This is a genomic window from Njordella aestuarii (genome assembly GCF_056494165.1).
The window spans coordinates 5,209,352-5,230,488 of sequence record NZ_CM151397.1 but is presented as its reverse complement, the minus strand read 5'-3'; the positions used below and the strand labels follow the sequence as shown (position 1 = coordinate 5,230,488).

The following is a 21,137-nucleotide window of genomic DNA, read 5'->3' as shown; positions in this document are numbered from 1 at the left end:
TTATTCGATTGCAATCAAAGCAGGGTTCGTAATTATTTTTCTAAGGTCTTCTTCGAAGATTCTACGAGGGTTGTTGCGAAGCCGCTCAACGTTCGCCTCGCGGGAGATTATGTCAAAAGCGTCGAAGGTCGAAATTCCAAAAAGCTCGTAATCGTTAGCATACCCGACGTTGGCTATTAGTTCATCGATCCTTTGGCAAGCTTTGGATATCGAGTCTACGTCGAGCGCCTTGAGAATCAAAGCGATACGACGGCTGACGGCCTCTGGTCCGCGAGGATCGCAGCAATCATCAGACTTGACGCCGGCATTAAAAGCGAGCATCCGACTGAGCGTGATGGCGACGGCTGCACCATGAGGCACCTGAAAATGCTGAGTGATCGGATACGAAAAAGCATGGCAAGCTGTCGTCTTGCTGATATTGATAGCCTGCCCCGCCAAATGGGCTGCCAACGCCATATGCTCGCGACTTTCCGATGTAGGGTTTCGTGTTGCGCACTCTAAGGATTGATTAGACAAACGCAGCGATGCCACTGAGCAGCTGATCGAAAATTCGGTAGCGTTGATAGACCATAACGATTCCATCGCTTGCGCGAATGCGTCTAAACCACTAGCCGCTGTGATCTTTGCCGGAAGGCTTTGGGTTACGATTGGGTCAACAATCGCTATGTCAGGAAGCAACAATGAATTGGCAATCGAGTGTTTTATGCCGTTGATGTAAACCACGGCAAAGTGAGTGGCTTCGCTTCCGCTACCAGACGTAGTTGGTATCGCGATCATTCTGGAGTTTTTTACGATCTCATAGCTGCGGTCGAAGTCGCTCGTATCGCCGGACTCATTCTCCTTATTGAGGCAACACATGAGTTTGGCTTGATCGATTGTGGCACCGCCTCCAAAAGCGATGGTTGTGTCTGGCTGAAAAGCTTCATAGACGTCCAGAACTCGATGGATATCAGCATCTGTGACATTTGTGACGCTATCGATGTGGAATTCGAAAGTGAGCCCACGCAGTGCCTTCATGAAAAAATCAGAAGATTTTGTCGCCTCTAGCGCAGACCGATCGGCAACGATCAACACGCGTTTGGCGCGAAGCGATTCAATGACTTCAGGTAACTGGCGAAGACAATTGATACCAAAAATTGTGTTCGGCAATTGTTCGAGAACGGAGTTGACTTCTGCAGGGTATGTCACGTTAGTTGATTGCTCGTTTCTGTTAGCTGAGTACAAGTTCGTGCGCTGTTTTTCGAGCTTCGAAGCCAAGCGAAGGCGAGCGCCAAAAGTGATATGAGGGCCGCACCATAGCAGCCGATCCGAAACAGAGATATGATCGTCACCGTCGCCAGAATCCAGCCCTGTATTAACATAAGGATGACGTACGCAAAGTAGCCGAGAAAATCAGCGAGAGACATCAAGTAAACTAAATTGGCTCGGTCACTGCTCTGCGCAATATAACGTTCAAGCAACGTCGTGTGCACCGCGACATATGGCAGATAGACGCCGATACCGACAATAACTATGAACCAAAATGCGCTCAGGCGACTCGTTTGTTCAGCAAACGTCGCCATAAGCAACATCAACAGTCCGCATACGCACGTTGCAAGCGAGACTCTGTAGGCAGCCTTGCTATTGCGAATCAACGATGTGCCGCCTGTTGCAAGAGTGACTACAATTCCGACCCAAAACTCGGTTGTTGCAAAAATGGAAGGACTAGTTTGTACGCCCAGAGCTTGCCAGATCTCTGGGGCGAAATCTGATCGCAATGTTCGAAGCATCGTAACAAGTACAAACATCAATAGAATTGGTACCAGCACCAAAGCATGATTGCGAAAGTAGACCCTTCTTTCTCGACCATCCATTGGCAATCGATCCAGCCTTTCCGCTCGATCTTGCACGGATGGGGCCTGGATTTTTTTGAGCAGCCAAACAAATAGAAGTAACGGAGCTAAGAATACCAAGCCGGTCGCTGCGGGCATCCAGAACTGGTCCACACCCATATTCAGCAGGAACTTTCCGCAGGCTTTCGTAGATCCATCTGCCAGTATAAAGCTTAGGCAGAGAATTGCGGCCAGTGCTTCTGTTTGACGGCGGCCTTCAAGGAAGCCTAGAACAAGGCCAAATACCATTCCAAGTGGTAATCCGTTTAAGAATATTGCAAGCGGTTTCCAAGCGATCGGCACAAAGCCAAACAGGACCAAGGATGCTTCCGCCAGCAGAATCAAAAAAATGATTGTAGTCGCTCGCTTTTGGTAGTGGGATTCAGAGTTGTATTTGATGCTCAACCACTTAGAAAGCATATAGCCGATTACTTGTGACGAAACAGCTAGACTTTTGAATTGCCAAGCGCCAACTGTAATTCCATCGTATTGTGCGACGGCAAATGGTTTGCGAAATCCATACATACAAAAGTATGTACCGAAAGCAGCGATTGCCGCGAGTATAAAAGTGGCGGAGCTAGACGAGTTTCGAGTCGCGGTTGTATTTGCTGTGACTCCATTCATGTTGGGGCAGTCATGTCCTTCTTTGAGATGATCGTCGGGCTGGCTTATTTTCGGACCGCAAACGTATCAAAAAGGTTGCCTTCCAAGTCAAAAGCTTTGAATTCGAGCTGACTACCATTGATGAAGACCATAACATAGTGATGACCACGCTTTACGTTGTTTTGAAAGAATGGACGGACCGGGCCCGCCGTTTCCAGGTTTCCTCCTCCACCTCCAGTAATAATGTAGGTGGGTCCGACTGCATCGGTTGCCTTGTCTTCAAAGACTGGCCACGTTCGCTCGTAGGAATGAATATGACCACTCCAGACTATGTCGACGTTATGTTTCTCATAAAGCTTTACTAGCTGTCTAACTCGCACATCGCCTCGAGTTGACTTGTTTGTCTTCCATAAATTACCGTAGTCGTTCTCGTCAGAAGAATAGGGCGGGTGATGGTGGCACACGAACTTCCACATGGCGTCCGTTTCCGAGAGTTTTTTGTCTAACCACTTGTACTGTTCCGATTCTGGATCGACATTGCGGTTCGTATCGATCATAAAGAAATGGGCCTTGCCATACCGAAAGTCGTAGTAGTACTCTGGGGCAGGCAACGCCATATAATCGAAGTAGTTCGCTGCATTTTGCTCGTGATTTCCTAAGACAGGATAGATGGCAACGCGGGAAATGAGCTCGTCCATGCTGGGGAAAAACTGCTCTGTCCAATCGGTATCTCGTTTTCCCGCATCCACTAAGTCACCCGCGTGGATGGCGAAGCTCGGGCGATGCGCCCAGGCAAGCTTGCAAAGCGCCGAGGCGACCGTCGGATTGCCTTGGGTGTCGCCGATAACCGCAAATGCAAATGGTGTCTCTTCATTAACGGCGGTGGCGAATGTTCTAACTTCTGATTCAACAAACCCAATGTCAGTGGCTATCGAACTTGTAAAATAAAAGTATTGAGTTTCTGGAGTTAGATTCGGAATCTGGATCGAGTGAATCAACTTTGGTTCGCTCTCTTTAATCTCCAAATCACAATTGTCATTTTCACCATAGAACAAAGTGCCAACTGTTGGGACTGAGGTGCGCCATACAACCGTCATGGAATCTTGAGTGCCATATTGAAGGAAAGGTTTGACAATAAAGGATACATCTCCGCTTTGCATGCCATTAGGAGCAAGTGTCAATAATTCCTTACCATGTCCAAACTCGTGCTCAATCCACGCCGGCCTTGCGGCGAGATCGTAAACAGAGATCTCACGGAGGTTTCCTCGTAGCGGGTAGTGCTCGTTGTCATCTTTGTAGGCTGCTAGCACAAAAGGGCCATGCTCTGGATAGATTATTTTGCCCGATTGTTCTGCTGATTCCGCGTCAAGCTTGCCGTTAACGTAGAGCTGCATGAGTTCTCCGTCGTACGTTGCCACTACGTGATATAGTTTGCCTTTCTCGTAATGTGTCTTTCCTCTTAAATATGTTAGCTTTCCATCGCCATCGTCGGCATTTTCGCTTGCCAATGCGAACGTGAAGGCCGTTTCATCAAAGCCCAAGACCCAACCTTTTTCGAAATCACCATTATCTTGTGCCGCTCCAATAATGCCCCCGGACTCGTGTGACTCATCGATCGAGACCCAGACCGAAATCGTTATATCTTGTGACGGCATCTCTTCGATCATTGAAGTTACGTCATCTGCTATGACACCAACACAGGAGCCGCCAGAGAAATAAATACTCCCGCCAAAATCATCATTGATAGACTTGATACGTCCTTCGTATTTAGCATTCCTCCCGAGTCTCGCGACGATCACGCCATCTTTGATACTGCGTTGGTCGAACCGCCAATGCATGATAGGATCAGGACCATCGTGCGCGGTGCAAATACTGCACATTGTAAAGAGGTAACAACACAATATTGCAACTGTAGAGACGGTATGACGCATTCCGATTCCTATCGTTTTTTTAAGTTTCAAGAAGGGAGGACACCTGTTGTAGGCGTCCTCCCACTTGCCAGATTTCGCCAATCAAGCGTTCTTCTTAGCCTTACGTCGACGGTAAGCTCCAACCGCCGTTCCAATTGCTGCCAACGCAACCATCGAACTTGGTTCAGGTACTGCAGATACAGAAACAGAACCGGTACCGAAAGTTGGTGTAAACGACCCGCTAAGGTCACCAAATCCGTTGCTGCCAGTGACGAACGTTAGATTTGTAGTACCCAAATCAGTAGCCAAGAACTCGACTGTTCCGTAAAGTTCAAAAGCACCGTTAGTGCTTAGTCCGGTTCCAGCGAACGGGGGTAAAGCGATTGCACTCGAGCCGGTGACAAGATCTCCGAGGGTTCCGGCGGTGGCACTCGCCCAACGGTTGGCTGGGTTTACAACATTCCAACTTGTGGCTTGCAAAACGCTTGCGTTGTCTGACAAAATACCTAGGTCCATTCCGACGATGGTTTGGCCAGGATCCGAGGAAACCCAGACGTACATGGAGCCAGAGTTACCTGGTTCAAGGCTGAGGCTTGAGCCCGCATTTGCATCGCTAGAACTGGTGCTGAAATTTATTACGGCAGCTTGAGCTTGTGAGGCTAGTAAGGATACGAATGCAAAAGACGCAATCAAAAATGTTTTCATAATTATCTTTTTGTTTCTATTGGTAAAATTGACTTAGATTAGTTTTGTAGTTCCGCAAGAAATTGCGCTATGTCACCAAAATTGAACGTGCCGCTTCCGTCCATATCGAGAATGGTGTCGGCCGGAATGGTGTATGTCGCGTTGTAAGAAGCCTTGTTCTGTAAGGCTTGAATGAACGCGGCAAGGTCGCCAAAGTTGATGTTGCCATCTTGGTTAGCATCGCCGTGCTTGAAAGTTTGAGCGTCTGCTTCGACCAAAATGTTGTCCACCGCGAACCACCAATTATTCTGAGCGTTTGTACAACCGATTCGCAGGATCATTGTGCTCCCGTTCTTGGCTGGCAAAGGACTACCGGCGCCGCCGAACGTGAATGTCTGGGGTGCTTCAAAGGTTGCGAAATGGCTTGAACCGAGGAAGAGATAGCTTGCGAATGTTGTTCCCAGATCAGGATCTGCTGAATCAAGTTCTAGCATCGAGACCCAAGTTTTGCCTTTGTCGAAGGAAGCTTCAACTGTGCCCAGTTGTGGGTCCTCTGCGCGAAACTCCCAGTCCATCGTGACTTTAACGGATGTGTTACGAAAGAAGCTAAGGTTGTATGTACGATAGATGTAAGAATTAAAATCTTGTCCCGCAGGGTCATCGCCCGACACATAGTCATCATGTGCGTCTGGGTCCGTTACAAGCGCTGTGTTACGAGCACCGAAAATCGATTCTTCATTCAAAAATGATCTTTGTTGACCGCCTTGCTCGTTTACCCAAGAAGTCGTGTCTAGAGCGCGCCAGCCATTGAACGCTTCTTCGCTACCGAGACGCAACATGTTGGAATTATCGATTGTCCAACTTGGAATCAAGTCGGTCCAATCGGTACCATCCCCTGGCGGCTCGCCTACGCCACCACTAGGGAAGCTATCCAGTGTCAAACCCTCGAAGTCCTCAAAATCACTGTAACTAACGCCATCAGTTACGAGGACGTTATCTACAGCAAACCACCAATCGTTACCCGATGTAATGCAACCAAAGCGAAGAACCATACTGGTCGCCCCGTTTGGCACTACGAAATCGTCGCCGGAAACAAACATTCCTTGGGTTGGCTGGACGGTGTATGTCAGCGGGTTTGTCGAGAAAGTCGTGTCGTTCGGGAACCCGCCGGGATGATTGATCGAGGCTATGTCGATTAGATTCTGCCATGTTACACCGTTGTCGAAGGATACGTCTACAACGCCTCGTTGCGAGTCTTCGGCGACGAAGTCCCAATCGAACATAACCAAAAGATTGTCCAAGTCAGCAGTGGTGATATCGTACTCGCGCGAGATGTATGAATTGTAATTGTCGCCAGCGCTAAGATAGAAATCATCCCAAGCGTCTGGATCTGCGACGAGTGCTGTATTGTTGTCATCGCCTAAACGCATTCGGTCCCGACCAGCTTGGATGCCTTGCTCATCAATCCATGAATCGACGTCCATTGCGGACCAGCCGTTGTATGCTTGTGCCTCCGATGGGTCGAGTCCCGAGTTATCTATTAGCCAACCAGGAATATTCTGAGTCCAATCGGTTCCATCACCCACGCCAGTGGCCTGCGTGAAAGGAAACATTGTTAGCCCTTCGAAATCATCGAAGGCAACTTCTTCAGCTCGCACGTTTTGCGAGAGGCCACAAGCGGCCAGAGCGACAAGCGATAGCTGCATTAAGCGAGCAACCCTTTGTCTTGTCAAAAAGAATTTCATAAAGCCATGCTCCAAAAACTACGGTGAAATCCAAAATTCAAATCAGATGCTTACGCAAGAGTAAAGCAATGTCCCAATTAATCTGTACAAGCTTTACAACGCATGTCGTCATCGTTTGAGTGCGAGCAATATAAGCAAATAGTTTGTGGGTTCTACTATTAACGTGTTAATACGCCGCCAAGAATTGATGAAGCAAGTTTCATTAAAACAAAGCTAATAATTCACTAGCGGGTTACTTAACAAAAAAGGCCACGAATTATTTCGTGGCCTATGGGAGTCCTGGCGGAGTATGAACAAACGCAAGAATAGAAATGGTCTGTGTTGAAAAGGTTTAGCTGATTTATTAAACGACCAGATTGAAACATGTAAGACGATTACAAATCAGAAAGGTAGAGCTGTCTTAAGTTTTTCTTGGCCGGCGCGTGTGCCTAAAGCACTGTAGACTTCTGGATCGATTTCAACAGGAATAAAATGTACGGAGCCATCGCCGAAAACAAAATTTGCTCCACCAACATGCATACTTCCAAAACTTACTTCGTACATTCCCCATTCTACGCTTGCGTCTGAAAATCGAGTCGTGGGTTTGGGATAATTGATAGGTACGGCGGTCGACCCACCCATCTCGGACCAATCCGTTCCTTCCCAGTTATCAAAGTCGTCGCCTCCCAACGCCCAATGGTCTTTTCTTCCCGTGTTTGGGTTTTCCTGTCGCGACGAACTCAACGCTAACTCGGGATCCGGCTCCGCTTCGCCGAACATGATGGTATTGGACATCCCGTCAATGACCTGCCCAATGGCGACTCCTGTGTATCCGCCTTCTTGATGAACACGGCAGATTTCGGGAGCTCGGGTGATAAAGAGACCGTCTAGCTCAGAATGGTGCTTAGTTGGTTTCCCAGTTCCCCAGGTCGATCGATTAGGCCGGCCCCAGCCCCACGCAGGCTTCCAGTCATTGGGCTGGATACCCGTAACGCATGCCAAGTAGTTTGCTGGTTGCCGTGCAGCGACAAACCAAGGTGGTGAATAGGTGGATGCGTCGAAAACAGGATCGCGAGCTTGCGAAGATGGGCAACGCATCACTGACAGGTACGATTCGCTTGCAGCAATTTGACGTAGGAATTCAGCGGGAGATTCCATAGATGCATTGGAGACCGCCGCACCGGAAGCCCAGTCGTTCGAACCGAATGCAAGCTTGTCAAATATCACACTTTGCTCAACGTACGGAAGGAGGAACGACGACCAGTGAGCTCCCTCTTGGGCTTCGCCCAGCATCGGCAGCTTTCCTTTGAACGTCGTGGAAAACGCGTTCGCTGCAACGCCCCACTGTCTCAGCTTGTTGCTACACTCGGATCGTCTGGCCGATTCACGAGCAGTTTGAATTGCAGGCAGCAACAAAGCGGCCAGAATTCCAATGATCGCAATCACTACAAGTAGTTCAACGAGAGTGAATCCGTTTGGAACACTAGAGTTTTTCTTCATGTCTTCGTCTCCGTGGATTAAGAAGTAGGAATGTCGTATTCAAAAATATTGTCTTCGCCCTGACTGACCTCAAACCTAACTGGGCTTTCATTGTCATCGTTGTAAGGAAACGGTACCAACTCTTCGGTGATCAAAGAACGCTCGTCGTCGGGCTTTTCGTTAGATGCCCCAATTTGCTCGTTCTTACCTTTTACTCGTACGCAGGAGAACGAAACGCGGTATTCACCAGGGGCAATCCCGTCGCCAGCTGTAGATCGCAAACCAAGTTCACCGCTTTCTGTTGTTTCACCTACACCGAGGTTGTAAACGTTTGCTTTACTATCTATCGGCCGAAAGTATACAATGAGTCGTTCGTAGGGCTTGCCAGCGAGTGTCACACGCCCCTTGATCTTTTGCAGCTCTGGAGGGCCGGAACAACCTGAAATTGACTGTATAAAAATAGCTAGAAAAAACGCGACTATGTTTCGTCTGTAAAGCATCTCTAAATTTAGTTGTAGGAATAGGTTGAAGTTTTACTAACGAGAAGCAAGAGCTTGAATATCTTCTAGGTCGATATGAAGCAGGCAACCGAATTCCTTCGGAAAGTTTACTGACACACGAGCATGAACCCGGCCTTGGCGATCGAAAAATTTCTGAGTTCCCATGGTTGTGAATACGCCATCATGCCACACGTTGGGATGTATATAGCATCCAACTGACCCATCAAAGACAAACGCAACAAAGTTGTTCGGCAGCACATCATCACCGGGCAATGCGAGCGGAATAATAAAGGGGCGTCGATCTATTGGGTAAAAAAGCTGGCCCCCATCAGGATGGTAATTCGCGTGCCACAATAAGATCTGAATAGGATCATCTACATTATCGGGATTCGCTTCCGTAGGGTCGCAGTTATATCCGAGAACATACTTGCCACCGACGGCTTCATTTGAGCCGTAGAGGATGTCTCCTTTCCACCCGCTAATAAAAATGCCTTCAGTAGTGCCACCTTCGTCGCCACTATCGCAATCGACTTCCCGCCAGCCCTGCTTAGGCCATCGCACTATTTCAATATCAATCTCGTCAGGTGTATTCACGAGGAAACCATAACCGTTTAGGTTTTGATCATTCGCGATAACCAATGGAATAGTCACTAGTGGCAGATGAGCAGCGATTTCAGGATTCAGATAGTCGACTGTCATTCGTGAGCCTGCGGGCTGAGGTGGGTTGCGCAACACAAAAAAGCACAAGTGTAGCGCGTGAGTGTTTTGCGATTTGCAATTTCTCGCAGTTTCAACGAAGTTCGTCCAGTATGAATTGCCTATTAATCGATGAAGGTTCGTTTAAGAATGCGTTCGTCCGCATTTGTGATTTTCTCGTGACGATTGCGTGACGATTGCATGATGAATCGATGAAGAGGAAGCTGCTGGAGCGTTATAAATTGCTAAAGCTTGACATGCGCCAGAGTGGCCAATTCGAAGAGTAATCAACGTGTCGCTGGTTAGTTCTTGACACTGCTCAACTTCATTGTCATTTTCATCACATTCAAAACAAAGGAGAAAAGATATGAAGACATCTGAACAGATCGAGCTACTATTCAAAGAGAAAGGCGATTCTGAATATGGCGGTGAAAGTGTAACGCAGCTTGAGCATGCGCTTCAGTGTGCGACGTTCGCTCTTCAAGAAGACGCGTCTGACGTTTTGATCGTGGCTGCCCTGCTACACGATATCGGGCACTTGGTGCATTGCCTCCCGGATGATGCTCCAGAAATGGGGATCGACGACTTGCACGAATCGTTAGGCTATGACTTTCTCAAAACCAGCTTTCCTGAGGCCGTGGTTGCTCCAGTCAAAATGCATGTCGACGCTAAGCGTTATTTGTGTGCTGTCGATTCGCTCTACGAAAGTCAGCTATCTGAACCGTCTCGTTTGAGTCTTAAATTGCAAGGCGGGATGATGTTGCAGGAAGAGGTAGCGGTTTTTGAAAATAATCCGCACTGGAGAGAGGCGGTTCAAATTCGAAGATGGGATGATATGGGTAAAATCGTCGGTATGAAGACGCCTGACATTCAGCATTTTCTCCCCATTATTGACCGAGTCGCCCAACTTCGCAGTGAGTGATACTAGAAGCAAACGTATGGAAGATCGATACGATGTAGTCGTTGTTGGAAGTGGGATCGTTGGGCTTGCGCACGCCCTCGCGTTTGCAAAGAAGAGCTTGCGCGTGGTTGTCCTTGACCGAAGTGCACGCCCCCAAGGTGCAACGATTCGTAATTTTGGAATGGTCTGGCCGATTGGCCAACCGTTAGGTCAACAACGTGAGCTGGCGATGCGCAGTCGTCAAATATGGTTGGAGCTCAGTGCGAAAGCTAGCCTCTGGGCCTCAGAATGCGGTTCGCTTCATTTGGCACACAGGGACGACGAGTGGTATGTACTGCAAGAGTTCTACGAGTTGTCGAGGGAACGTATAGAGGGACTTCGGCTTCTGAATTCAACAGAAGCACTGCGCGTTTCATCAGGCATTAACTCAAGCGGATTGCTTGGCGCACTTTGGAGCCCTTATGAGTTATGCGTCAACCCAGCCGAAGCAATCGAGCAGCTTGCAAAATACTTAATCGATTGCCACCACGTTGATATCCTATACGAGCATCACGTCTGCCATGTTGAAACTGGCTTAGTCCGAACATCATCCGGAGCTGATTTCAAAGCTGAAACAATCTTGATTTGCAGTGGAGCCGATTTTGAGTCGCTCCTGCCGCACGAATTTGTCGGCTCGGGGTTAATTAAATGTAAGTTGCAGATGTTGAAGACCACTCCGCAGCCCGACCGCTGGCGAATTGGTAGCCATCTTGCAAGTGGATTAACGCTTCGGCACTATCAATCTTTTCGCAAATGTTCATCGCTTTCAATCTTGAGCGATCGAGTTCACATGGAAACACCTGAGCTAGATCAGTTCGGTATTCACGTAATGGCTTCCCAGAACTCGCTGGGTGAGGTGATCCTCGGAGATTCTCATGAGTATGGCGATTTGCAACCGTTTAGGAGTGAAGTAATTGATGAGTTGATCCTTCGAGAACTTAGACGGCAGATTCACCTACCAAACTGGCAGATTGCCAACAGGTGGAGCGGCGTGTACGCAAAGCATGCCACGCGCTTCTTTTATACCTCAGAGCCAATGGCGGGCGTCCGTGTTGTGACAGGGCTGGGAGGTGCAGGCATGACGTTGTCCTTTGGAATCGCAGAGAAGGTTTGCCAGAACGTTCTGGAATCGCTGCCTTTCTGATATGAAATTGAGATGAACAAAAATTAACTGTTGCCCTCTGCATAACTTCACAACTTCTTAGCTTTCAGTCGCACAATAATCCTAGCGTTTCTCAGACTGGTCGGTCTGACGCAGTTTTAGTGGGCAAAGCGTGGAGGCAATGTAATGCGAAGCAAATTTATTCGGTGGTTGCTCGTAGGAGCATGTATGGTGCTGGCTGTACCAGCAAATGTTGCGGTTGCACAAATCTCGCTCAACGAAGCGACCATGCAATCGACAGCGTTTGCTGAGACGGATGCAGGGCCAGAATATAGTTACGAAATTTCGCGGCACGATGAACTGGATTCTCTTACCACATATGCATTCAGTGAGTATGGAACCGCTCCAGGATACTCATCGCAAGCAACGGTTGGAGTTGAGCATGACTCGGAATTTAACAGCAGTCAGATAAGTCTCTCAGGTAAGGCTTATGCGTATGTCGCTGATGACTATGGATACGCTTACTGTTCGGCTGACTCGCAAGCGGCTGCCTATGTCACCTTTACACTCGATCAGGATTGCCAAGTGCAAGTTGGCGGATTGCTGAGCTTTGCGGGCTACCCAGCGACGGAATCGGACGTGTTTTTCGCGTTGCGAAAATATGGACAGCCCTATCTCGTGACTCAATACGTCCCTGGCAGCGTTGATTTTGGTCAAGTACTTGAAGCTGGGACATATCAATTGACAGTTTTATCGCGAGTCTGGTTGGAGATTGATTTCGCTGGCGGCGACGTCTACGAGAGCTCGACTGGAAATTTCCAGATCGACTTGACAGCGACTCCTGTGCAGAAAAATGTTCCAGAGTTTCTCAATATCCGCCATGCAGTGTTTGCGGCAAGTTCCGATGAAGATAACAGCGATGCTGATCAAGTAATATCTCGAAAATTTGAGCAGTTTGAGGCCGCGCTAGACGTCGGAAGCACCGCGACAATTGCCGAGAGTTCTTTGTCTTCTTATGTAGACCGAGATTCTGGCGTATTCTGGGTCTATGGATATGCTGCAAGCGGGCTTTATGTTCAGGGAAGCGCTTCCAGTGACGTTTCATCGGAATTTCGGTCTGATTTTCAACTGAATAACGCTGGGCATATCGAGCTTTCGGGAGTCGTGGGCGTTGTGGATTTTTTGGGCAACTACGTCGCGCATGATGAGCCTGGTTTTGCACGGGTGGTCGTACGAGTTCGCGATCTAGTCAACAACCAAAATGTTGTCAACAAAGTTATTACTATGAACGGCTACCCACCAGCAAACAATCAATTCGATTTGGGTACAAGTTTTGGTAATGTTCCCCTGAGTGCAGGTCGGTACCGGCTTACAATCAATGCGCTAGCGGAAGATTCTGCCAACAACGAGCAAGTTGCCGGCAGCATTGCTGTCGCATTTCTTGAAGTTGAAGGAAGGATCGTCGAGGATCAGTAGTCAGTGATTCTTGAGAGATGAACAAAGCGGATAGTACGCAATCGCTAGTTCAAGAACTTCGCAAACCGATGTGCAAATGCACTCGGTTCACACGGCAGTAGAATTTTGCGGCGCCAGCGACAATTCCGCTACCTGCGGTTCTTACTTTCTGATCAATTCATCTGTATGTCCATCGACAGGAAATGGATTCGTGACTACTGGATCGACTGCTTTGTGACTCTCAACCGAAGCAACATCTGTACGACCAATTCTCTCTTCAATCAGTCGTTTGAGTTCGTCATTTCCGCTTGTAGAAGTTCTTTGTTCCAGCTTGTTGCGTAAATAGGGTACGACCAAAATAAATTGTTGGACCAAATGAAGATTCAGCTTGGGAAGCGTAGTTGCCCAACCGCAACCAGAGGCTATGCAAAGTTGCATGCCCAGCTTGTCCTGAAGGCAGCCTTCTTCTGAAACGGCAAGCGTAGGTTTGCGAAGATAGAATGCTTCGCTGATCCGCATGCGATTCGAATCGGTGATGAGACAATCGCAAGTTGCCAAATCTCTTGCAAAGTTTTCATCGGAATAGCGGCAAAATTGGACGTTGTTTTCGGTCGGTTTTTCACCAACTCCATATACCTTGACATTGTGATTGATAAGTTGAAGGTATCGAAGCAAGATGTCGAATTTCGAATTTTTTATATGCACAAGAATATGCGAACCGTTCGGATCGTTCGGCAAAGCAGCGAGCGTTCGGTCTGGAATCAGGGGCCCCAATAGTTTTGACAGGTGTTGAATCATACAAGGTTGGGTGTGGATGGAGACTGCTGACAACCGTTTCAGTGGCATATCTCCAGCAATTGCTATTTGAAGCACTTAGCAGTTTTGCCGTCCATCGAATTTTTCTCATGCATTTTGCCGAACTGGCAGCAGACCAGATGTTGTCCTGATCGAGAATAACAAACGGGATCGACACTAGTCGAGCTGCGCTGGCGGCGATTGGTTCAAAGTCCGTGACGACGATAGCTGCGCTTTCACGGAGAAGCGATTCTGCTATGTAATTTGTCCAAGCCCTGCCGTGATAAAGATTGCGAAAAGTGGCTATGATCGAACCGCGGAAATTGAGATGATACTCGGAGTTTGCAAGGTCAAGCGGAGGCCGACGTCTTACGCTTACTTGATTGTTATGTTGATAGCTTAGGTACAACTCTTGGTAAGCGTCGCCGTTTGCCAGAAGGATTACACGGTGTGCTTTTCCGAATAGTTCTGCAAAGATCTGAGCGCGAATAGCATGCGATTTTTGGGAACTTCGCAAGCTGTAGACTAAGGTTGCCATTTTGAATTGGTTCCTGATTATGGCGTAAAAACTCCAGCATATTGCTCGCGATCAATGCGCCGCCTACTCGGCATTGTGGAGATGTTCAAGTGTTAGCCGACCATCGTTCCACTCGCAAATACAGCTTTGATTTTCCACCCAATCACCACAGTTGTAGTAGTGCCCTAGTGGCAAGATTTTCGCAGATGGCTTATGAATATGACCACATACAACTCCACTACAATTATGGCTTGCAGAAAGTTGGAGCATGAATTGCTCGAAATCAGCTATATGTCGATTGACAGACTCGAACTGAGATTTGACCTGTGTGCAGAAGTGAGTGGCAACTGGAGTGCGAGTGACTTTTGCGAACGCATCTCCGATTCCCAACAGTGCTAAATAAAAATGGCCTGCAAGAATCTCTGCAAAACCAGGCGTATCGCCGCGGTGTAAATCAAACACATCTCCATGAGCGATGAGAAGCCGTTCTCCGGTGCAAGTCTCATGGAAGGTATATGAGCAAACTTTCCAGCCAGTAAATATTTGGTGTTGAGCCAACTCCGCGTCATGGTTTCCCGATAGGATCACAATGGCCGTGTCGTTTTCGCAAAGAGCTTGTAGAGCTTCGACAACCTTTCTCGACTTGAATTGAGATCGACGATGTTGTCGATGGTACCATTCAAATGTATCGCCGATCAAATAGAGATATGCTGGCTTTACATGTTTCAGTAGTTGCAGTAACTGATCAGGCTTCGAGAATCGCCATCCAAGATGTAAGTCGCTGAGAAACAGACTGCGGAGGTCTGACCAATCTCGCTTCAAGGGATCGTTCCGTTTGAAATGCAGACAAGAACATTAGATGCTTGTACGCTTCAGGTAAGGCAAAACTCTAGCGATACTTCATGTGAAAAATGTTCAGATCGAATGAATGTCTGATGAAGGATTGGCTGAATCGCAGTAGCCCCGGTGCTCACGTAGGATTCGATGAAATGCAATTCCCGAGTGCGATCATGTACCTTAAGCTGGTTGTGTGCATCGAGAAGGTTGTTACGCTAGTTTCTTCGCGCGATATATTGACGACAAAACTTTTCTCGCTAGAAAATCTGAATACCCGAAAAGACCATGGAAAAGACATCGTTTGAAGATAAAACCATTCCCTGCCCCGATGTGGTACTGGACCTTTTGTCCGGATTTCGAAGATCCAAAATCATGTTCGCTGCCGTTAAGCTCGGCGTTTTCGACGCGCTGCAGGAAGGGGCATTAAGTTCGAAAGAATTGGCCACGAAAATTGGATGCGACGAATCTGCTTTGGAGCGACTCTTGAACGCGTGCGTGGGGCTAGAACTAGTCACGAGTTCGAACGATAGTTATGCGAATAGCCCGTCGGCGGCTACGTACCTTACCCAAAACTCGCCTCGTCGAATGACTGGCTATATTAATTACTCCAACGACGTCATGTGGGGAATGTGGGGGAATCTGGAAGGTGCGATTCGTGAGGGATCGCACCGCTGGAAGGAAACTTATGGCTGGGACGAACCCATCTTCTCTAGCTTTTTCAAAGACGAACATGCCATGCGAGAGTTTCTCATGGGCATGCATGGGTTTGGTAAGATCACATCACCGGTACTTGTCAACGCCGTCGACCTGAGCCGATTTGAGCATATGGTCGATTTAGGGGGAGCGACTGGGCATTGGTCTATTGCAGCGTGTGAACGTTGGGGAAATCTACGAGCTACAGTGTTTGATCTTCCAAATGCGATCTCGTTAGCAAACGAGATAGTTCCACAGAGTGTCGCTGCTGATCGTATCTCGGTGGTAGGCGGCGACTTTTTCAGTGACGATTTGCCGAAAGGTGATCTGTACGCGCTCGGACGGATATTGCATGACTGGGATGAGCCGAAAATCATCAGGCTGTTGACGAAGATTTTCGATACTTTGCCAGCAGGTGGAGCCGTGATGATCGGCGAGAAAATGCTACTTGAGTCGATGGATGGACCGCCCTGGGCTCAGATGCAAGACCTCAACATGTTGGTTGTAACGGAGGGCCGCGAGCGAAGCCTCAGGCAGTATGCTCGGCTGCTTTCGAGTGTTGGGTTTTCGCGTATTTCGGGATGCAGAACTTCCGCTCCGCTCGATGTGATTCTAGCCATCAAACCCGATGCTTAGTGACGAGCGGTCATATCAACCAATAATCCGATCCTTGTCTTTGATCCAGAAGATCAGAATGGGGATCGTCGCAGGCCATGTACAACAAGTGGTAAGGCCAAGAATTATCAGGATCAAATTATAGATCCAGCCACCAAGCCCATTTCGCCAGAACAATCCAACTGCAAACATGATGGCGAAAACCGCACCGATTCCTGCATACAAGCCACCTACGAAAGCGATCTGAAACGACGGCGGATCCGTTTCTTCGAAAAGGTCGGGATTGGTGGCCATGAGAGTGCCGATCCCAAATATTGCTAAATACAATATCAAACCGATACATACATAACCAAATTGCCACGCTCGCACCTGAGCGGGGCCCGATGCTCCAGCGGACCGCAGGCCAATTCTGGCATTGCCGTAGGGCGAAAAATTAGTCGTGGAACTATCACTGTCTTGAGCCACTTCGATTCACCTATCTTGTCGTCGTGCTATAGCGAAAAATGTCAGCGAGGTACTATCTCGCCATTGACAGTCAAGACCTGCGTGTTAGTCAGAGAATTGCCAAAGCGCTCAAAATCCCGAAACGTCCAGACGATTTGCTTATCGCGATTGACCTCTATGACCTGCGGATTCTCTGGTCCAGCATGGCAATTACCAAACACAATATTGCCGCTGGGCAATACTTGAAGCGTAGTGATCCAAGCCAACTCAACTCCTTCGAGGTCGTCACCGTCTAATTTCCAGACAATCTCCTTTTCTGGAGTTACTTCAATAATGGAATGACCGTTGCCGGTGCTGATTAATGTGTTTCCATTTTCAAGTCGCAGCGCCGCAAAGCATTGGTTCCCGAAGGCTTCTGGCCCATGCCCATCTGCTGGTTTTTTCCCGAAAAGTGGCACGGCATACTCCCAGATAATTTTACCGTTGGAATCATACTCTCTGACCAGCCCGTCTCCTTCCTGGCAAACCAGAAAAGTGCCGTTCTTGGTTTTTCGGACAAGCCTTGTATCGCGGTGCGCGTCGGGCCTTGAAACTACTAAGTTGAATAGACTGGCAATTTCTCCGTTCCCATCAACGGAAATAATTCTCGTGCGTCCACTCTCGACAATTATCGTGTTGCCGTCGCCGAGCCGCTGGAAGGCATGGATTTCGACTTGACTGTTGCTTTTTGTCGTCTGCTTAGCTGCGTCGCTGTTCGCATCGTAGCTCCACACGACCTTGTTCGTTTTGGGTTCGATTTCAACGACCGTCGTCCAATCGGTCTGAAAGAGAACATTGCCATTTTCCAGCATGTGCAAATCATGCAGTGGGCCGATCTTATGTTGCCACGCAATGGAAGAGTCTTCGTTTACGATTGCGATGGTCTCTTTAGAAGAGTCCGCGATCAGTAATGAGCGAGTTTGCAGGTCTTCTGCTGTTGAAAAACGACCCACCACAAGCAACATTGCGATGGAAAAGGTCGGGGGCAATAGCCACTTCATATGAACGTCCTCTGGGGTTTTACAAATGATTTACAATTATCTTGCGCACAGCGCAGCTTTTCAGCTTGGGAGTCGCGTTAAATGGACGTAACGACAGCGATCGCTTCGCTCGCTGTCCGACTCGTCCAACATAATAGGAGATAGATTATGAAGAAAGCATTGTACACGTGCGCCGCACTTGTGGTTGCTCTTACCGGAGTTGTTCATGCTGATCAAGCCAAACTGAGCGTTGAATTGGCGCATCCTACCATGAAGGCGGGCGATGGCGAAAAGACCACCAATCACCTGCATATATCGCTCACTGGCTTCGAATTGGCCAATCAAAAAGAGCGTCCGAAAGCCAATGTCGCGATTGTGATTGACAAATCTGGTTCGATGCAAGGCGAAAAAATAGAGCAAGCTCGGAAGGCGGCAATCTCCGCCATCGATCGAATGACTGACGACGACATTGTCTCGATTGTTACTTACGATGACAATGTTCAAGTGCTGGTGCCAGCGACAAAAGTGTCTGATCGACAAACGATTGTTGCCAAGATCGAAAGCATTCGAGCCGACGGAAGTACGGCGTTGTTCGCTGGAACGAGTAAAGGTGCCGCGGAAGTTCGTAAGTTTTTGGAATCGCAACGTGTCAATCGAGTTATCTTGCTATCCGACGGGATGGCGAATGTTGGTCCCTCGAGTCCTTCCGAGCTAGAAGAACTTGGAGCATCGTTGATCAAAGAAGGGATCAGTGTCACTACGATGGGCCTGGGGCTTGGCTACAACGAAGACCTCATGACACGATTATCGCTAGCGGGAAATGGCAATCATGTCTTTATCGAATCCGCAGATACTTTGGTGAACGTTTTTCAACGCGAGTTTGACGACGTGATGAGCGTTGTTGCAAAAGAAATTCGGATCAAGGTGAAACTGGCGGACGGTATTCGACCCGTTAAAGTCTTAAATTACCCAGGCGAGATTTCGGGCAATACAGTAGAAATATCACTCGGACAACTTTACGCGAAACAGGAGCGATACTTTGTAATTGAAATCGAACTTCCCACGAAATCTGATGGGGAGCAAACGAGTGTTGCAGATGTTTCAGTCGCATATGAGAACATGCAGACGAAAACGGAAGATAAACTTACCAGCAAGATTTCCGCGCGTTTTAGTCATGACGAAGAACTCGTATCCAAGAGCAGCGATAAGAAAGTGCTCGCCGATTGTGTGCTGCAAATTGCGAACGAAAAGAATAGGCTGGCGACGGAACTGCGTGACGGCGGTAATGTCGAAGAGGCGCGAAAGGTCTTGCTAGACAATGGTCTCTATTTGAAGAACTACGGTTCTTCGTTGGGTGACAGGAGATTGTCAGAAAGCGCCCAAGCAAACGAATGGCAAGCCCAAAACCTAGACGCGAGCAAATGGAACGAAGGTCGCAAACTGATGCGTCAGCGTCAGTATGGAGAAGCGACAAATCAATCCTACGGCGGTGCATCCGAGCTAGGCAGATAGGTTTATTTCCATTAAGTTGCAAAATGCTCGTCGATTTCGGCGGGCATTTTGTTTTTGTATTGTGTGATGCGAATGTATCGAAACCTAGTCTTACTCTGGCTTGCCTTGTCCATCGCAATTGCGTCCATCGCAGTGCTTGGTTGGATTTCGGCATCGCGTCGCGCAGAATCGCAACTTATCCGCACCAATGAAGTACTGCGGCGACGTCTTTTGCCCTTTCGCAATGATGTGGCCAAAGTACTTGATGGCTATTCGATTCAGATGCAACGTCTATCGAATGACTTGACGTCTCGCCGACCAATTCCGTTTTCGCAGTTGAAGCAACATGTCTTGGTTCATCAACTGGTCGCAATCGATTCCCAGAAACGCGTTTTATACCCGGAAACGCCTACCTCTCTTTCTACGATTCAGTTGAATGAATTGCGGGATGCGTTGGAAGTTTTGCAAGAGTTCAATAGCCAAACGGCGGTTGAGGCGGATGAATCGAAAGCGTCGCAGAAAGCACCCAAGTCGGAGATCGACTTGCAGAAGCAAAGCCAGCGCGTCGTGAGCCAATCCAGTTCCAGAACAGCGAATCTGGCTGGCTGGATAGCCTGGTTCCACAATCGCAGTCTATTGTTAGGCTACCAAACACCTTTGCCGGATGGCGGAAATCTTTTAATAATCCTCCCGCGAGGCAGATGGATTGCAGATGTAATTGGCCAACTTCCGGAAGAAAACTCGAGTTCAACGTTTCAAGATTACGAAGCCGAGTTCGCGTACAGGCTGGTTGATACGACTGGTCGTCCCATCTATCAGTGGGGAAGCCGAACCGCGCTGGCTGCGATGTCTAACTCGACGCTTCCCACGGTGAGCGTGCCGCTGCAAGCCCCTCTGGAGTACTGGCAGTTACAATGCTTTGCGACCGAGGTGGGGCGAGAGTCAATCGAAGGGCAGTCAAGCCGTTGGCCGTACTTCATGGGTATAGGATCACTAGCGTTTTTGTTAATTGGGCTAGGTGTTGCCATCAGCTATTCATTGAATGCTGCGATGTTGCATGCCGCTCGACGAGTCTCGTTTGTGAACCAAGTTTCCCACGAACTAAAAACGCCGCTAACCAATGTTGTTCTCTATTGCGATTTGTTGGAAAGAGATCTCGAGCGAATCGATGACCCTGAACAGACGAGAGTTGCGGCAACTCGACTTGATACGATTCAGGCTGAGTCCAGACGGCTGCAGTTCTTGATCGATAACGTGCTTCAGTTTGCTCGCGGAAGTAAATCCGAACAGCGGCTGATCACGAGGAGCACCATCCCCGACAAAGTCGTGCTGCAATCGTTGTCTCATTTGACGCCGCGCCTTCAGTTGTCGGGAATCGAGACAGAAACCAAGCTGAACGCGTCAAAACCGGCGATGCTTGACGAACGTGTTGTTCAGCAGATTGTGGACAACTTGCTATCCAATGTGGAGAAGTATGCAAGTTCAGGAAAATGGCTGTGCATTGCGACTTATCAAGATGAAAATATTCTCCGAATTGAGATCAGCGACCGGGGGCCTGGTATTCCAAGCCACATGCGCGAACGTATTTTCGAGCCGTTTGTGCGGCTGGACAACTCATTGGAGGCAGCGGCTGGGACTGGCATTGGGCTATCGATCGTTCGCACCTTGGCTCGCCTTCATGGCGGTGAATGTGCAGTACGAGTCGAAGATAGTGTCACGACGTTCGAAGTAACATTGACGGCTGATCTAGTTCGTTAGACCG

18 protein-coding genes are annotated in these 21,137 nt (G+C 48.5%); 6 read left to right on the top strand and 12 right to left on the bottom strand.

Annotated features, from left to right (window positions below; translation table 11 throughout):
* From SH451x_RS20495 to SH451x_RS20460, 8 genes are all read right to left on the bottom strand, one after another.
* Entirely contained in the window at nt 1-1,188 is a 1,188-nt protein-coding gene (locus tag SH451x_RS20495; protein WP_479358973.1) for a phosphonoacetaldehyde reductase, read from the bottom strand.
* A complete protein-coding gene (locus SH451x_RS20490) occupies nt 1,185-2,495 on the bottom strand; it encodes a DUF5690 family protein (RefSeq protein WP_479358972.1) in 1,311 nt (436 codons plus the stop codon). Before SH451x_RS20490 ends, SH451x_RS20495 begins: the two co-directional genes overlap by 4 nt.
* Before the next feature lie 44 nt (nt 2,496-2,539).
* Nucleotides 2,540-4,405, bottom strand: a complete 1,866-nt coding sequence (locus tag SH451x_RS20485) for a metallophosphoesterase (RefSeq protein ID WP_479358971.1) — start codon at nt 4,403-4,405, stop codon at nt 2,540-2,542.
* An 81-nt stretch (nt 4,406-4,486) separates the two neighbouring features.
* Nucleotides 4,487-5,089 carry a PEP-CTERM sorting domain-containing protein gene (locus tag SH451x_RS20480; protein ID WP_479358970.1) on the bottom strand — a complete coding sequence of 201 codons (603 nt, stop codon included), beginning with the start codon at nt 5,087-5,089 and terminating at the stop codon, nt 4,487-4,489.
* A 38-nt stretch (nt 5,090-5,127) separates the two neighbouring features.
* On the bottom strand, nt 5,128-6,813 hold the full coding sequence (locus tag SH451x_RS20475; RefSeq protein ID WP_479358969.1) for a hypothetical protein: 1,686 nt from the start codon (nt 6,811-6,813) through the stop codon (nt 5,128-5,130).
* A 381-nt stretch (nt 6,814-7,194) separates the two neighbouring features.
* Nucleotides 7,195-8,292 (bottom strand): DUF1559 family PulG-like putative transporter, encoded by a 1,098-nt coding sequence (locus tag SH451x_RS20470; protein WP_479358968.1) that lies wholly within the window; start codon nt 8,290-8,292, stop codon nt 7,195-7,197.
* 17 nt (nt 8,293-8,309) lie between these two features.
* Complete coding sequence (locus tag SH451x_RS20465) at nt 8,310-8,771, bottom strand: hypothetical protein (RefSeq protein WP_479358967.1); 462 nt, start codon at nt 8,769-8,771, stop codon at nt 8,310-8,312.
* A gap of 36 nt (nt 8,772-8,807) precedes the next feature.
* Nucleotides 8,808-9,470 carry an ureidoglycolate lyase gene (locus tag SH451x_RS20460; protein ID WP_479358965.1) on the bottom strand — a complete coding sequence of 221 codons (663 nt, stop codon included), beginning with the start codon at nt 9,468-9,470 and terminating at the stop codon, nt 8,808-8,810.
* A 364-nt stretch (nt 9,471-9,834) separates the two neighbouring features.
* On the opposite strand from SH451x_RS20460, the gene SH451x_RS20455 reads away from it, so the two are divergent.
* The 3 genes from SH451x_RS20455 to SH451x_RS20445 all read left to right on the top strand — a co-directional run bounded on the left by SH451x_RS20455 (nt 9,835) and on the right by SH451x_RS20445 (nt 12,985).
* Nucleotides 9,835-10,389 carry a phosphonate degradation HD-domain oxygenase gene (locus tag SH451x_RS20455; protein WP_479358964.1) on the top strand — a complete coding sequence of 185 codons (555 nt, stop codon included), beginning with the start codon at nt 9,835-9,837 and terminating at the stop codon, nt 10,387-10,389.
* Nucleotides 10,390-10,405: 16 nt separating this feature from the next.
* Nucleotides 10,406-11,551 carry a TIGR03364 family FAD-dependent oxidoreductase gene (locus SH451x_RS20450; protein ID WP_479358962.1) on the top strand — a complete coding sequence of 382 codons (1,146 nt, stop codon included), beginning with the start codon at nt 10,406-10,408 and terminating at the stop codon, nt 11,549-11,551.
* 144 nt (nt 11,552-11,695) lie between these two features.
* Nucleotides 11,696-12,985 (top strand): hypothetical protein, encoded by a 1,290-nt coding sequence (locus SH451x_RS20445; protein WP_479358960.1) that lies wholly within the window; start codon nt 11,696-11,698, stop codon nt 12,983-12,985.
* A 141-nt stretch (nt 12,986-13,126) separates the two neighbouring features.
* On the opposite strand, the gene SH451x_RS20440 is transcribed toward SH451x_RS20445, so the two are convergent.
* Both SH451x_RS20440 and SH451x_RS20435 read right to left on the bottom strand, forming a co-directional pair.
* Entirely contained in the window at nt 13,127-13,762 is a 636-nt protein-coding gene (locus SH451x_RS20440) for a glycosyltransferase family protein (RefSeq protein WP_479358959.1), read from the bottom strand.
* A gap of 598 nt (nt 13,763-14,360) precedes the next feature.
* Entirely contained in the window at nt 14,361-15,098 is a 738-nt protein-coding gene (locus SH451x_RS20435; RefSeq protein WP_479358957.1) for a UDP-2,3-diacylglucosamine diphosphatase, read from the bottom strand.
* A gap of 300 nt (nt 15,099-15,398) precedes the next feature.
* On the opposite strand from SH451x_RS20435, the gene SH451x_RS20430 reads away from it, so the two are divergent.
* A complete protein-coding gene (locus SH451x_RS20430) occupies nt 15,399-16,442 on the top strand; it encodes a class I SAM-dependent methyltransferase (protein WP_479358955.1) in 1,044 nt (347 codons plus the stop codon).
* Nucleotides 16,443-16,457: 15 nt separating this feature from the next.
* Here the strand turns inward: SH451x_RS20430 and SH451x_RS20425 are convergent, their stop codons facing one another.
* Together SH451x_RS20425 and SH451x_RS20420 are read right to left on the bottom strand one after the other, a co-directional pair.
* Nucleotides 16,458-16,886, bottom strand: coding sequence for a hypothetical protein (locus SH451x_RS20425; RefSeq protein ID WP_479358953.1), 429 nt, complete (start codon nt 16,884-16,886; stop codon nt 16,458-16,460).
* 41 nt (nt 16,887-16,927) lie between these two features.
* The gene (locus SH451x_RS20420; RefSeq protein WP_479358952.1) at nt 16,928-17,905 is read right to left on the bottom strand and encodes an outer membrane protein assembly factor BamB family protein; all 978 of its coding nucleotides are present in this window, start codon (nt 17,903-17,905) and stop codon (nt 16,928-16,930) included.
* 147 nt (nt 17,906-18,052) lie between these two features.
* Here SH451x_RS20420 and SH451x_RS20415 point away from each other — a divergent pair, with 147 nt between their 5' ends.
* On the top strand, nt 18,053-19,396 hold the full coding sequence (locus SH451x_RS20415; protein ID WP_479358950.1) for a vWA domain-containing protein: 1,344 nt from the start codon (nt 18,053-18,055) through the stop codon (nt 19,394-19,396).
* Nucleotides 19,397-19,468: 72 nt separating this feature from the next.
* The gene (locus SH451x_RS20410) at nt 19,469-21,133 is read left to right on the top strand and encodes a sensor histidine kinase (protein WP_479358949.1); all 1,665 of its coding nucleotides are present in this window, start codon (nt 19,469-19,471) and stop codon (nt 21,131-21,133) included.
* The last annotated feature ends 4 nt before the right edge of the window (nt 21,134-21,137 follow it).

What these genes read in the sequence shown, in the direction of transcription:
- SH451x_RS20490 (WP_479358972.1), bottom strand. Translation starts at nt 2,495, where the DNA reads ATGAATGGAGTCACAGCAAATACAACCGCGACTCGAAACTCGTCTAGC.
- SH451x_RS20485 (WP_479358971.1), bottom strand. Translation starts at nt 4,405, where the DNA reads ATGCGTCATACCGTCTCTACAGTTGCAATATTGTGTTGTTACCTCTTT.
- SH451x_RS20480 (WP_479358970.1), bottom strand. Translation starts at nt 5,089, where the DNA reads ATGAAAACATTTTTGATTGCGTCTTTTGCATTCGTATCCTTACTAGCC.
- SH451x_RS20475 (WP_479358969.1), bottom strand. Translation starts at nt 6,813, where the DNA reads ATGAAATTCTTTTTGACAAGACAAAGGGTTGCTCGCTTAATGCAGCTA.
- SH451x_RS20470 (WP_479358968.1), bottom strand. Translation starts at nt 8,292, where the DNA reads ATGAAGAAAAACTCTAGTGTTCCAAACGGATTCACTCTCGTTGAACTA.
- SH451x_RS20465 (WP_479358967.1), bottom strand. Translation starts at nt 8,771, where the DNA reads ATGCTTTACAGACGAAACATAGTCGCGTTTTTTCTAGCTATTTTTATA.
- SH451x_RS20460 (WP_479358965.1), bottom strand. Translation starts at nt 9,470, where the DNA reads ATGACAGTCGACTATCTGAATCCTGAAATCGCTGCTCATCTGCCACTA.
- SH451x_RS20455 (WP_479358964.1), top strand. Translation starts at nt 9,835, where the DNA reads ATGAAGACATCTGAACAGATCGAGCTACTATTCAAAGAGAAAGGCGAT.
- SH451x_RS20450 (WP_479358962.1), top strand. Translation starts at nt 10,406, where the DNA reads ATGGAAGATCGATACGATGTAGTCGTTGTTGGAAGTGGGATCGTTGGG.
- SH451x_RS20445 (WP_479358960.1), top strand. Translation starts at nt 11,696, where the DNA reads ATGCGAAGCAAATTTATTCGGTGGTTGCTCGTAGGAGCATGTATGGTG.
- SH451x_RS20440 (WP_479358959.1), bottom strand. Translation starts at nt 13,762, where the DNA reads ATGATTCAACACCTGTCAAAACTATTGGGGCCCCTGATTCCAGACCGA.
- SH451x_RS20430 (WP_479358955.1), top strand. Translation starts at nt 15,399, where the DNA reads ATGGAAAAGACATCGTTTGAAGATAAAACCATTCCCTGCCCCGATGTG.
- SH451x_RS20420 (WP_479358952.1), bottom strand. Translation starts at nt 17,905, where the DNA reads ATGAAGTGGCTATTGCCCCCGACCTTTTCCATCGCAATGTTGCTTGTG.
- SH451x_RS20415 (WP_479358950.1), top strand. Translation starts at nt 18,053, where the DNA reads ATGAAGAAAGCATTGTACACGTGCGCCGCACTTGTGGTTGCTCTTACC.
- SH451x_RS20410 (WP_479358949.1), top strand. Translation starts at nt 19,469, where the DNA reads ATGTATCGAAACCTAGTCTTACTCTGGCTTGCCTTGTCCATCGCAATT.